Raw genomic sequence first — 13,575 nt, 5'->3', positions numbered from 1 at the left:
GTATAATTTTCTTGCTGCTGTGATAATAGAATGAACTTTAGGTCACTAAAACGTGGGGAGAATTTTATGTTAGGATATGCGCGGATTGCTACAATCGTCATGATTTGCTTAGTTTACGCAAATCATGTTTCACGTGAAACAGAAAATTTACAAATTTTTGTCGGTATTGCACTTTTTATTTATATTGTGAATCATATTTTGCTTGTAAAAGCAAAAGGGAGTAGGAAACTTGTTTTTTATACCTTGCTCACAAACGGTATTGTCACAGCGTTATTAGGGTTTTTATTTCCCGAGACATGTTTGTATTTAATTATATTTGGAATTGATGCGGTAGGATTATTTATTCATGATTGGCGTAAAAGGATGACTTATTTTTTTATCGCTTTTTTCTTTCTTTGTTGGTTTATAAATATACTACATACGTATCAACATACAGAGAGTCTGGAATTGGAGAGTAATGCAATTAACTTTATGTTTATCATTTTCAGTGCTTTAGCTGGAAACTTAATAAAAAAACTTACAGCTGCTCGGCAAATGGTAGATGAGCAATATGGGGAATTAGCATTATCTCATACAGCTTTAAAAGAAGCACATGAGCAATTACGTCTATATGCAAAAGAGGTAGAAGAATTGACAGCTGTTCGGGAGCGAAATGATATTGCCCGAGAAATTCATGATACTGTTGGTCATAATATGACGGCATTACTTGTTCAGTTACAACTGGCGGAGGTTTTATGGAAACAAAAATCGGACGCTACAGAAGAGGTTTTACATACATGCCATGGGTTAGCTAGAAAATCACTTCAAGAAGTGAGAGCTTCTGTGCATGCCTTAAAAGAGGAAAGTAAACTAGGGAACATAATAGAGAATATGCGTGAAATGTTACATGGATATTCTAAAGTGACGAAAGTACAAGTATCTTTTCAATTACAAGGAGATCCGGTTTTGATTCCGTTGTCACTACAGCCTACGTTGCTTCGTATTATGCAAGAGTCTTTAACGAATGCAAAACGTCACGGAAAAGCTAGTTTATGTGAAGTGAGTTTAGTTTGTTCAGTGGAACAAGTTAAGTTATGTATTTTGGATAATGGTATGGGAGTCAATGAAGTAAGCCCTGGATTTGGCTTACTTAATATGAAAGAACGTGTAGAGGAGCATGGTGGAATCATTCAATTTGAGAGTGAAATAGAAAAAGGTTTTCGCCTAAAAATCGAATTTCCACTCCGAGAAAAAACATGGGTAATAGGGGGAGCGTTATGATTCGAATTATGATTGTTGATGATCAATCACTGATTCGTGATGGTTTGGCAATGATATTAAATTTACGTCCGGAACTGAAAGTGGTAGGGACGGCTAGTGATGGGGATGAAGTCGTACAAAAGGTGAAACAATTACAGCCTGAAATTATTTTGATGGATATTCGGATGCCTCGTATGAATGGTGTTGAAGGAACTCGTTTAGTTAGAGAAAAGTTTCCTTATATAAAGGTTCTTATGTTAACAACTTTTAGTGATAGTGAGCTTATTTTTGAGGCATTAGAGCAAGGAGCGAGTGGTTATTTATTGAAGGATATGGAGACAGATGCAATCGCGCAAGCAATTTTAACGGTGCATAGTGGCGGGGTTGTGCTTCCTCAGGATATAACAGCGCAAATTATAGAGGAATTAAAAAAGACGAAAGTGGCAGTAGAGTGTAACCCACCAGAACAACTAAAACAATTAACTGAGCGAGAAGTAGATGTTTTAAGAGCAATTGGACTGGGGTTAAATAATAAAGAGATTGCCGAAAAGCTATTTATTACAGAGGGAACTGTTAAGAATCATGTTTCTAATTTGATTAGTAAGCTAGAACTGAGAGATCGAACACAAGCAGCAATATACGCAGTAAGGTATGGCGTCACGATGTACACATGACTTTTGGCATATATAAGTGTGAAAAAGCAGCAGAATTTGCTGCTTTTTTATTTTGTATTTCTATCTTAAGGGTGATGGAGAGAAGAAGAAATTTTTCTACAATGAAAGTGTAGATGAATACAAAGGGGCTGAATCAATATGTTAGTCATAGATCATATTACGAAATCATTTGGCAAGAAGGAAATCGTAAAGAATGTTTCTTTTGAAGTGAAAAAAGGTGAAACATTTGGATTGCTTGGACCAAACGGAGCGGGGAAATCAACGACGATATCAATGATTTGCGGGTTAATTCCATACGATAGTGGTGATATAAAAGTTGGTGGGAAATCTGTAAAAGAGTATCCATTAGAAGCGAAAAAGAAAATCGGTATTGTCCCGCAAGACATTGCGCTGTATCCGACACTTTCAGCAAAGGAAAATTTAATCTTCTGGGGAAAGATGTACGGTTTAAATGGAAAAGTTGCAAAAGAGCGGGCAGAGGAAGTGTTAGCTTACGTCGGTTTACAGGATCGGGGAAAAGATAAAATTGAAACATTTTCAGGTGGAATGAAAAGGCGTATTAATATTGGTGCAGCACTTATGCACGAACCAGAGTTATTAATTATGGATGAACCGACAGTCGGGATTGATCCGCAGTCGAGAAATCATATTTTAGAGACTGTTAAAAAGTTAAATGAAAAAGGTATGACGGTCATTTATACGAGTCATTACATGGAAGAAGTTGAGTATTTATGTGAGCGAATTGCCATCGTTGATCATGGGAAGGTAATTGCACTAGGAACGAAAAGAGAGCTATGTAATCGTCTAACAGATGGGTTTATGGTGAAATTGCAATTAAATCGCTACAGTACGGAACTGCTACAAAAGTTGAAGGCACTACCTGTTGTTGAGCGGATTATTTTTGACGAAGATAGTAGCACGATTGATATTGGACTAAATGGTGGCGAGGCAATTGGCATAGTTGTTTCAGAAGTTGTTGAAAACAAAGCTCAAATTTTAAAACTGGAAGTAAAAGAACCGAATTTAGAGGCACTTTTTTTACAATTAACAGGACGTTCACTTCGTGATTAAGGGGGTTAGTACGAGATGAGAAGTTTCATTATTGCATGGAAAGATTTAAAAATCCGTTTAATTGATCGGCGCGGATTTATGATGATGTTAATTATGCCACTTGTATTAACGGCCATTTTAGGTTCAGCATTAAGTAATGTATTTGAGAGTGGTGGACTACCGAAAACAGTAATTGGCTATTATCAAGAGGGAACGGATGAGTTTGCAGATGTCTTTCAAAAAGATGTATTGCAATCTAAAGAAATAAAAGATGATGTGAAAGTAAAGGTAGTTAACTCTCGGGAAGAGCTTGAAGATATGTTAAAGGAAAAGAAAATAGATGTAGGAATTGCCATCCCAAATAAATGGAGCGAACAAGTACAAGATGGAAAATTAAAAGAACCAAAGGTGCTTATAGACCCATCAAAAGATATACAAGCAAAAATTGCTGAGTCAATGATCCGCTCTTTTTCAGAACGTGTTCAAACAGTCGCAGTATCTACTAAAAGTGTTGTAACAGAATTAGCAAAATCTCAGCAGAGTGATATAGCACAAGTTGCAAAAGAGGTAAGTGGAAGTCTACAGACGATAGCAACTGCAAGTGTGGGTAACATCCAAAAAGGAACGGTAGGCAAAAAAACAGTTGCAGCGATGCAATATTATGCAGCAGCAATGTTAGTCATGTTTTTACTATATAACATAACAGTAGGTGCAAAGTCAGTTGTAACAGAGCAACGAACTGAAACGTTGGCGCGTTTGTTCAGTACACCGACGAGCTCATTTTCAATTTTATTCGGGAAGTTTTTAGGTACATTACTATTTGCCTGTATACAATTTGGAATATTTATAGTTGCTACACACTTTATGTTTCATGTGGAATGGGGCGCAGATGTGTCTCAAATAGTAGTGTTGGGAATTTCTTATGCAATTTGTGTTTCTGGTTTATCTATGTTAATCGCCGCTTTTATTCGTGAGGAAAAAACGGCAGACTTAATGGGGGGAATCGGTATTCAAATACTAGCTATATTAGGAGGATCAATGTTACCGATTTACGTATTTCCCGATACACTTCAAACAGTTGCAAATATTGCTCCGAATAAATGGGCACTTACGAGCTTTTTAAATATTATGTCGGGAACATCTTGGGATGTGCTATTCCCTGTCATTTTAAGTTTATGTAGTGCAGGAATTATCTCCGTTATGATTGGAACGTTACGTTTACGTACGAGATAGGAGGGGAAATGATGAAGAAAGTTTGGGCGCTTTGTTGGCTAGAATTAAAACAAATTTTAATTAAGCCACAAAGTTATATACTCATGTTTGGAATGCCTATTATTTTTACACTCATATTCGGTGGACTTTTAGGCGGAAGTGGGAATGAGAAAGTAAATATTAGTTTAGTAGATAAAGATGGTTCTGTATTATCTGGCAAGTATTATGAGGAAATAAAGAAAAGTGATTTAATTTCTATAGAAAAGGTAACGTATAGGGAAGGGACACAGAGGATCGAAGATAAGAAAGCATCTGGTATAATCATCATTCCGAAAGATTTTCAAAAGAGTATGCTAGATGGAAAAGTAGAAAATATCCAATTTCAAGCCAGTGCTGATTTTACGGGTGGAACTTCTGTAGAGCAAGTATTAGCAAGTGCATTAAAAAAGATGGAGATAGAAGTTAGTGCAGCAAGAGATTTTGAGAAGAAAAGTAACACTTCGTGGGAAACGATGTATGAAACAATTTATACAAAAATAGATCCTGTTTCGATTCAAAAAGAATTGATTTTACACGATGATCAAAAGTTAAATAACGTTACAGGGCGAGCGGCAGGTTTTTCAATTCTATTCGTCATGATTGTCATGTTAAGTGCGACGGGAACTATTTTGAAAGCTAGACAACTTGGTGTTTGGTCTCGTTTATTAGGGGCACCAGTTTCAAAAGTTCAAATACTAGCAGGATATATCCTTTCCTTCTTTTTAATAGGGTGGATTCAATTTGGTGTTTTAATGATATTAACGCATTCATTATTTGATGTGCAGTGGGGAAATTTATTAGGGGTTATTACACTCGTTTCAGTATTGCTATTAGCGGTTATTGGTCTAGCTTTATTATTGGCAAGTATCGTGAAAACAACAGAACAGCAGTCCGCACTAGGGAATATCGTTGTAATTTCAACGTGTATGATTGGTGGTCTTTATTGGCCAATTGAAATTGAGCCTTCATGGATGCAAGCGGCGGCAAATTTTGTTCCGCAAACGTGGGCGATGCGTGGCTTTACTGAGTTAATTGTAAGGGGAGGTACATTAGCTGATATAGGAGGATATATTGGTATACTCATTTTATTTGCAGGAGTATTTTTCGTAATTGGTTTAACAAGAATACGTTATGACTGAAAAAAGAAAGCAGAGTTACAGCTTTATGCGCTGAACTCTGCTTTCTTTTTGTGTGGTATCTTCCCTTGTTGAAATTATAATAGCGATCCCGAGCATAATAAAAAAAGCTAAAAAGAGGACGAACTTTGGGAAGAAAGGGAATAGTAATAACGCCCCGACTATTATGATTGTTAATAATACATAGTGCAGGACATATTGGAATAGGTTGTCCATATTTTCGCCCCCTTCTTGGTAGTTAATTGTTATTATTCTATGCGGGACTATTAGGTAATAGAAGGTGTTTTTTATTTTTTGAAAGACATCAATTAGCAAGGATTGACATAACTAGTGAAAAGGAATAATCTTGAAATTAATTCATACTATTTTTATAGGTAAAGTAAAGATAGTTGCAGAATTGGCGTTATGTTACCACTTAATAAAAAAACAGGAAAGTAAGGGTGAGAATTATGCGAAAGGTTTTTAAAGGGTTACTTTTTACGTTTCTTAGTACATCGGTTTTATTAGCAGGATGTGCTCAAGAAGAGACAAGTACAAATGAAGCAACAAAGATGCCGAAAGTAAAAGATGAGTTTATTAAAGCGAGTGACAAAGCAAAAAGTCCAGCAAAGGCAAAAGAAAGAAAGGATACCTTTGTAGTGGGAATGCCGAGCCCTGGCGGGATATTCCTTCCGCATTTTATGGAAAATGGGTGGGATGGTAATATAACACAAGCTATCTTTGCTCCTCTCGTTGGATTGGATAAGGAGGGGAAACCAATTCCAATTCTAGCGAAGGAATGGGATATTTCGGAGGATCAGCTTACATATACGTTTCATTTGAAAGATGATTTAAAGTTTAGTGATAGTTCACCGTTAACAGCGGATGACGTAGCATTTACATTAACTTTACTACATGATCCAACTTATAGTGGTGCAACGGACATAAGCCAAACAGCAATAAAGGGTGGGCAAGCATATAAAGAAGGAAAGGCTACATCTATTGAGGGGATTCAAGTCATCGATCCGAAAACAATTACGATTACAACTGAAAAGGTAAATGCCCAAACATTATCGTTAATTGGTGGAGAAGTTATATCAAAAGCTTATTACGGTAAAGAATATAAGCAAGGGAATTTAGAGTATTTAAAAGAGTTATATGGAAAACCGATGGGAGCAGGAGCTTATAAACTAGATAAATATATTCCAGGTCAAGAAGTTCGTTTTGTAGCAAATGAAAATTATTTTGAAGGTAAACCGAAGATTGAGCACTTTATTTATAAAATTACAAAAGGTGATACGAAGCTGCAACAATTTCAAGCGGGCGAAGTAGATTATGATGGCTTCACGACAAATGCGGAGATGATTGAACAATTAAAAGAGTTAGGCTTTGCTAATGTTAATGTGTATACGGGAAGTTCATACGGTTACATTAAAATGAATTATAAGAAGTCATACTTTAAAGATAAACGTGTACGCCAAGCGTTTATTTATGGATTAGAGCGTCAAAAGGTCATTGATACATATTTCCAAGGATACGCTTCACTCGTTAATGTACCAATTACACCAGTTTCGTGGGCGTATACAGAAGAAGGAATCAATAAATACGAATATAATTTAGAAAAGGCGAAGAAATTGCTCGATGAAGCTGGGTGGAAAGCTGGATCAGATGGTATTCGTGAAAAAGATGGCCAAAAATTGAAGGTAAGTTATTTTGCTTCTTCTGCAAGTAAAATCAATGATGTGATGATCCCCGTTATGAAGGAGGATTATAAAAAGATTGGGGTAGATTTCAATCTTGAATACATGGACTTTAATACGATGATTTCCAAGGTAATTAAAGGAGATTATGATTTAGCGATGGTCTCCACACCGATGATTGATGATCCGAGCGGAACAATTGAGGAGTTTGTTTCGACAAGTAAGCGTAATTATGATGGATATCATAATCCGAAAGTAGATGAATTAGCTAAGCAGGCATTAGAAACATTGGATATTGAAAAACGAAAAGAAATCTATAAAAAACTATATCAAGAGTTAAGTGAAGATCCACCTGTTATTTTCTTAAACAATAGTAAAGTCGTGTCTGCACATAATGCACGAATTCAAGGATTACAAGAAGATAATTATAATGGTATTTTGTTAAGTTTACCTAAATTGAATATTGCTCAATAATTTTTGGGGAATTATCGAAATATTTATATAGAAATAATTGACAAAATATACTGAAAGATATAAGCTAATAACCATAAAGTCTACCGGAAAGGTCGGAATAAGATTGTTACCCCTCAAAAACAACTATTTTTTTATAACCAAAACCGACTTTTCCGATTGGCTATAAAATGTTGCTGTGGGAGGCATACATTAGGCAAGCAGTTCATAAGGTGTAATTATTAAAAAAAAGTTAGGGTGGGGACAATGAAGAAAAAGACAAAAAAATGGGCTGGTGTATTTTCGGTATTACTGAGTAGTTCGCTTGTGTTATCTGCTTGTGGGGGACAGGAGGATACGGCTTCTACAGAACCAGTAAAACAGCAAGATTTAAAAAATATAAAAGTTGAAAATATTGCTGCGACAGATAAGACGAAAGTACCAGATAAAGCGAAGAATAGAAAAGATACGTTAGTAGTTGGCATTAGTAAACCAGGCGGCGTATTTTTACCATATTTCCAACAAAATGGTTGGGATGGAAACGTCACTTCAGTTATTTTTGCATCCCTTGTATCTACAGATAAACAAGGAAAACCAACTCCAGAATTAGCTGAGAAGTGGGATATTTCCTCTGATCAGTTAACATATACATTCCATTTACGTAAAGATTTGAAATTTAGCGATGGTTCACCATTAACAGCAGATGATGTAGCGTTCACATTGACGCTTTTACATGATAAGGCATATGAGGGTGACAAAGACATTTCTCAATATGCTGTTAAAGGTGGTAAAGAATATAAAGAAGGAAAAGCAACTTCTATTGAAGGAATTCAAGTTGTTGATCCACAGACAATTAAAATTACAACTGAAAAAGTTAATTCACAGGCACTAACAGCCTTAGGTGGAGAGGTATTATCAAAAGCTTATTATGGAAAAGATTACAAACAAAATACAAGCTTAGATTACTTAAAAGCGTTATATGAAAAACCGATAGCTGCGGGTCCATATAAATTTGAAAAGTATATCCCAGGGCAAGAAGTGCGATTTGTAGCAAATGAAAATTATTATGCGGGTAAACCAAAAATTCCAAACTTCATTTATAAAATTACTTCTGGTGATACGAAGCTTCAATTATTCCAAACAGGTGAGGTTGACTACACTGGCCTAGGTACTGGTGACGAAGTTCTTGAACAGGCTAAGGCTTTAGAATTTGCAAATATCCAAATCGAAACAGCAGCGTCATTTAGCTATATTTATATGAATAATAATAAGCCGTACTTAAAGGATAAAAAGGTTCGTCAAGCACTTATTTACGGATTAGATCGTAAAAAATATGTTGATACAGCATTGAAAGGATACGGTACGGTAGCTAATGTACCAATTCATCCAACTTCTTGGGCTTATACGGAAGAAGGAGTTAATAAATATGAATACGACAAAGAAAAAGCGAAAAAATTATTAGATGAAGCAGGATGGAAAGTTGGTTCGGATGGAATTCGTGAAAAAGATGGTCAAAAATTAAAGCTTTCTTATTTCGGCCCAAGTTCGGCTAAAGATAGCGATTTATTAATTCCGATTGCAAAAGAGAATTATAAAGAAATAGGTGTAGAATTTAACCCTGAATTTATGGACTTTAATACTATGCTTTCGAAGGTAAACAAAGGTGATTATGATTTAGCTTCTGTTTCGACACCAATTACAAGTGATCCGAGTGAAACAGCTGGTGAATATTTGTCGGGTGTCAATGAGAAGAGTCTTGGTTATAAAAATACAAAAGTAGATGAGTTAATTCAAAAGGGTATTGAAACGGTAGATATTGAAAAACGTAAACCAATCTATAAAGAACTGTATAAAGAATTAAGTGATGATCCACCAGTAATTCTATTAAACTATCGTAGAACAATTACTGGTTATAACGGGAATATAAAAGGAATTGACCCTGAAAAATACAATAGTATTAGTGCAAACTTACCAGCTCTATCTATCGAAAAATAACGAGAAGAATGTATAAGTAGAAGACATTTTTTCATTCGGCAAGTAGTGTGCCGCTTTGAAAAAATGTTCTTCTATTTTAAGCATAAGATTGGAGAGAAAAAGGGTGAAAACATATATCATTCGTAGGCTGTTACAAATGATTCCTACACTGTTGGGGACATCGATTATTATCTTCTTCCTGTTCGCACTTCTTCCAGGAGATTATATTGATTCAAACCCGAAGATTACACCGGAAAGAGCAGCTGAACTTAGGGAATTGTATGGATTGAATAAACCAATTGTTGAGCGATATTTTCACTGGCTAGGTAATGCATTGCAGGGGGACTTTGGTTTTTCTCTTCAATATCAAGAATCTGTAACGTCATTATTAAATAAATTTATATGGAATTCGTTTATTGTTGCGATTATTGCATTGTTCTTTATTTGGCTAATTGCACTTATTATCGGTGTATTTTCAGCGACAAAGCAACATTCTTTATTCGATAAGCTTGTAACAATTGGTGTATTTGCAGCGATGTCATTTCCTTCATTCTTTATCGGTTTGTTTTTAATTAAAGTGTTTGCGGTTGACTTTAAGCTGTTACCGATAGGCGGGATGATTGATGTTGGGAGTAATTCAACTGGGCTTGCTTACGGAATAGAAGTTGCAAAGCATATGGTTTTACCCGTATTTATTTTAACTCTTCTTGGAGTTGGCTCATTAACTCGTTATTTTAGAACGAGTATGTTAGAGGTTGTACGGCAAGATTACATTCGAACGGCTAGAGCAAAAGGTTTAAAGGAGAAGACCGTTATTTATAAACATGCATTAAAAAATGCAATTTTGCCGGCTATTACATTGCTTGCATTTGAATTACCAGGGTTGTTTTCAGGGGCAATTATTATAGAACAAATTTTCAACTGGCCAGGTATCGGTAATATTCAATTAGAAGCACTTAATTTTCGTGATTATACGGTATTAATGGCATTTACGATGTTTCTTTCGTGTTTGACAATTGTTTCAAACTTTTTAGCGGATATTGTATATGCAGTTGTTGATCCACGTATTCGGTTGAAGTAAGGGGGGGGAAAGAGATGGAAACTGTTACAGCAACTACGGAAAAAAAAGAAAAAAAGAAAAGAAGGAATGGATCATCGCCGTGGAGGCAAGCTTTTAAAAGGATAAAGAAAAATAAAATGGCACTTATAGGATTTTACGCATTAGTTTTTATGTTTTTATTTTGTTTTATTGGTCCATTCTTTTCACCGTATGCATCAGGAAAAATACAAGTTACGTTAATTAACAAACCACCTAGTTTTTCTCATTGGCTTGGCACAGATCAATTAGGAAGAGACATTTTAACGAGGCTTATGCAAGCAGGACGGATTTCATTAACAATTGGCTTAGCCTCAATGGTGTTATCCGTTATACTAGGTGCTTTATTAGGAGCGATTGCAGGTTTCTACCGTGGTATCGTCGATAATATTATAATGCGTCTCGCGGATATTTTAATGTCGATGCCAGGATTACCGTTACTTATTATAATGGGAGCTATTTTATCAGAATGGAAAGTACCATCTGATTATCGTCTTTATGTCATTATGATCATTTTAAGTTTAGTAGGTTGGCCAGGACTTGCACGCCTCGTACGAGGTCAAATTTTATCGCTGCGAGAACAATCGTTTATGCAAGCTGCTGATGTACTCGGGATAAACGATTACCGGAAAATTGTATATCATTTAATCCCAAATGTTCTGCCGATATTAATTGTTGTATCCACATTAGGTGTTGCAGGTTCTATTTTAGGAGAGTCTGCACTAAGTTACCTAGGACTTGGCGTTGTCCCGCCTACACCATCGTGGGGAAATATGATTAGTGCAGCAAACTCATTAATCGATTTCCAAAAGCGTCCGTGGTTATGGATCCCGCCTGGTTTTGCAATCTTTATAACAGTTGTATCAATTAATATACTTGGCGATGCACTTCGTGATGCATTAGATCCAAAGATGAAGCGGTAGGTGAGAAAGCATGAGTAGAGCAGTAGTAGAGCTAAAGGATTTACAAACACACTTTCAGACGGAAGAAGGTACAGTAAAGGCTGTCAATCATGTTAGCTTTTCAGTTCGAGAAGGTGAAACAGTTTGTGTAGTAGGCGAATCAGGTTGCGGGAAAAGTGTAACGGCTTTATCTATTATGGGACTTATTGCTGAATCTGGCGGCATCGTTGGTGGTGATATTCTTTATGAAGGAAAAAGTCTTTTAGGAATGAAAGAGAAAGAACTTCGTAGTTTAAGAGGAAATGATATCGCGATGATTTTCCAGGAACCGATGACATCGCTTAATCCGGTCTTTACTGTTGGAGAGCAAATTGTTGAGACGTTAAGAGAGCATGAACTACTTAGCAAAAACGAAGCATACAAAAAAGCAATTGAATTAATTCGTAAAGTTGGTATTGCTCGTGCTGATGAAATTGTCCATTCTTATCCGCACGAATTAAGCGGTGGCATGTTACAACGTATTATGATTGCTATTGCACTTAGTTGTAATCCAAAGTTATTAATTGCAGATGAACCGACAACAGCTCTAGACGTTACGATTCAAGCGCAAATATTAGACTTACTAAGACAAGTAAAAGAGGAATTTAAAACGTCCATTTTATTAATTACACATGATCTAGGTGTTGTAGCAGAAATGGCCGATTATGTTGTCGTTATGTATGGTGGAAAAGTTATTGAAGAGGCACCGGTACTAGAGATATTTCAAAATCCGAAACATCCATATACGCAAGGGCTGCTAAAATCAAAACCAGTAATGGGGAAACGAACAGACAAACTTTATTCTATTCCAGGGCAAGTTCCAAATTTAGTTGGCTTAGATGAGTTTTGCTACTTTAGTGGCCGCTGTGAACATTGCATGGAAATATGCAAAAATGAAGCGCCAAATCTTAATGTGCATGACGAGGATCATAAAGTAGCTTGTTGGTTATATGAGGAGCGTGCTGGGCAATGAGTGAACCATTATTAGAAGTGAAGAACTTAAAAACGTATTTTCCGATTAAGGGCGGCGTATTTAGTAGAACGATTGGACATGTGAAAGCGGTAGATGGGGTAAGCTTTACAATTGATAAGGGAGAAGTGTTTGGCCTTGTAGGAGAGTCTGGAAGTGGGAAAACGACGATAGGAAAAACAATTCTCCGTCTCGTTCAAAAAACAGAAGGTGAAGTGAAATTTAAAGGTCAAGATGTTCATGCTTTATCAAAAGAAGAGCTGAGAAAGCATCGTCCTAATATGCAGCTCGTCTTTCAAGATCCATTTAGTTCATTAAATCCAAGAATGAGAATTGGAGAAGCGCTTGGTGAGCCAATGTTGGCTCACGGACTAGCGACGAAAGAAAATGTCCGTGCAAAGGTGATAGAAGTATTGGAGTTATGTGGTTTAGCGCCGTATCATATTGACCGGTACCCTCATGAGTTTTCCGGTGGGCAACGTCAACGTATCGTTATTGCAAGGGTGATGGTATTAGATCCAGAATTTATTGTAGCTGATGAGCCTGTTGCGGCATTAGATGTATCTATTCAAGCACAAATCATTAATTTGTTTAGTGAATTACAGGAGAAAAAGGGATTATCCTATTTATTCATTTCACATGATTTAAGTGTTGTGGAGCACTTATGTACGAAAATTGGAATTATGTATTTAGGAACTATTGTGGAAACAGCACCACGTGATGAGTTATTTGCGAATCCGCTTCATCCATATACAAAAGCATTGTTATCAGCAGTGCCAATACCGGATCCAACGGTTAAGCGAGAACGGATTATTCTAGAAGGGGATATTCCAAGTCCGGCAAATCCGCCGTCAGGTTGCCGTTTTCATACGCGCTGCCCCTTTGCTACAGATGTTTGTAAAACGAATGTACCAGAATTTCGTAATGTGGGTGAAGATCATTTTGTTGCTTGTCACCATGTGTAAAAAAAGGACTCTTTCAAAAAGTGAAAGAGTCCTTTTTTTACCCCGCATTAACGGGCAGTAAGACTCCCACCTGAAAATTCGACACATGCGGGGAAGTTAGGTGGGAGATTAACTGCCCGTAAAAGCCCGATTGGTTCAACTAATAATCAG

General features: G+C 36.5%; 12 protein-coding genes. 11 read left to right on the top strand and 1 reads right to left on the bottom strand.

Annotated elements, in window-relative coordinates; translation table 11 throughout:
• Positions 1–66 precede the first annotated feature (66 nt).
• The 5 genes from AB3X49_RS02700 to AB3X49_RS02680 all read left to right on the top strand — a co-directional run bounded on the left by AB3X49_RS02700 (position 67) and on the right by AB3X49_RS02680 (position 5,353).
• Positions 67–1,260 carry a sensor histidine kinase gene (locus tag AB3X49_RS02700; protein ID WP_000902013.1) on the top strand — a complete coding sequence of 398 codons (1,194 nt, stop codon included), beginning with the start codon at positions 67–69 and terminating at the stop codon, positions 1,258–1,260.
• Complete coding sequence (locus tag AB3X49_RS02695; protein ID WP_367960375.1) at positions 1,257–1,913, top strand: response regulator; 657 nt, start codon at positions 1,257–1,259, stop codon at positions 1,911–1,913. The genes AB3X49_RS02700 and AB3X49_RS02695 overlap by 4 nt, the downstream gene beginning before the upstream one ends.
• 138 nt (positions 1,914–2,051) lie before the next feature.
• Positions 2,052–2,984, top strand: coding sequence for an ABC transporter ATP-binding protein (locus tag AB3X49_RS02690; protein ID WP_000960163.1), 933 nt, complete (start codon positions 2,052–2,054; stop codon positions 2,982–2,984).
• 15 nt (positions 2,985–2,999) lie between these two features.
• A complete protein-coding gene (locus AB3X49_RS02685; protein ID WP_367960373.1) occupies positions 3,000–4,196 on the top strand; it encodes an ABC transporter permease in 1,197 nt (398 codons plus the stop codon).
• 11 nt (positions 4,197–4,207) lie between these two features.
• Positions 4,208–5,353, top strand: a complete 1,146-nt coding sequence (locus tag AB3X49_RS02680; protein WP_002124789.1) for an ABC transporter permease — start codon at positions 4,208–4,210, stop codon at positions 5,351–5,353.
• Between the two features lie 15 nt (positions 5,354–5,368).
• On the opposite strand, the gene AB3X49_RS02675 is transcribed toward AB3X49_RS02680, so the two are convergent.
• The gene (locus AB3X49_RS02675) at positions 5,369–5,566 is read right to left on the bottom strand and encodes a hypothetical protein (RefSeq protein ID WP_201063714.1); all 198 of its coding nucleotides are present in this window, start codon (positions 5,564–5,566) and stop codon (positions 5,369–5,371) included.
• 233 nt (positions 5,567–5,799) lie between these two features.
• Between AB3X49_RS02675 and AB3X49_RS02670 the strand changes: the two genes are divergently transcribed.
• The 6 genes from AB3X49_RS02670 to AB3X49_RS02645 all read left to right on the top strand — a co-directional run bounded on the left by AB3X49_RS02670 (position 5,800) and on the right by AB3X49_RS02645 (position 13,425).
• Complete coding sequence (locus AB3X49_RS02670; RefSeq protein WP_367960371.1) at positions 5,800–7,503, top strand: ABC transporter substrate-binding protein; 1,704 nt, start codon at positions 5,800–5,802, stop codon at positions 7,501–7,503.
• 243 nt (positions 7,504–7,746) lie between these two features.
• Positions 7,747–9,474, top strand: coding sequence for an ABC transporter substrate-binding protein (locus AB3X49_RS02665; protein WP_002124792.1), 1,728 nt, complete (start codon positions 7,747–7,749; stop codon positions 9,472–9,474).
• A 103-nt stretch (positions 9,475–9,577) separates the two neighbouring features.
• On the top strand, positions 9,578–10,534 hold the full coding sequence (locus AB3X49_RS02660; protein ID WP_002091399.1) for an ABC transporter permease: 957 nt from the start codon (positions 9,578–9,580) through the stop codon (positions 10,532–10,534).
• A 14-nt stretch (positions 10,535–10,548) separates the two neighbouring features.
• Positions 10,549–11,472, top strand: coding sequence for an oligopeptide ABC transporter permease (opp4C, locus tag AB3X49_RS02655; protein WP_016121366.1), 924 nt, complete (start codon positions 10,549–10,551; stop codon positions 11,470–11,472).
• A gap of 10 nt (positions 11,473–11,482) precedes the next feature.
• Positions 11,483–12,463: an ABC transporter ATP-binding protein gene (locus AB3X49_RS02650; RefSeq protein ID WP_002091396.1), complete on the top strand. Its 981-nt coding sequence runs from the start codon at positions 11,483–11,485 to the stop codon at positions 12,461–12,463.
• On the top strand, positions 12,460–13,425 hold the full coding sequence (locus AB3X49_RS02645) for an ABC transporter ATP-binding protein (protein WP_367960369.1): 966 nt from the start codon (positions 12,460–12,462) through the stop codon (positions 13,423–13,425). The genes AB3X49_RS02650 and AB3X49_RS02645 overlap by 4 nt, the downstream gene beginning before the upstream one ends.
• Positions 13,426–13,575 lie beyond the last annotated feature (150 nt).

This window comes from Bacillus sp. C30, from assembly GCF_040838255.1.
GTDB lineage: Bacteria > Bacillota > Bacilli > Bacillales > Bacillaceae_G > Bacillus_A > Bacillus_A mycoides.
Note: the sequence above shows the minus strand (reverse complement) of the source record. Positions and strands in the feature narration are given on the sequence as shown.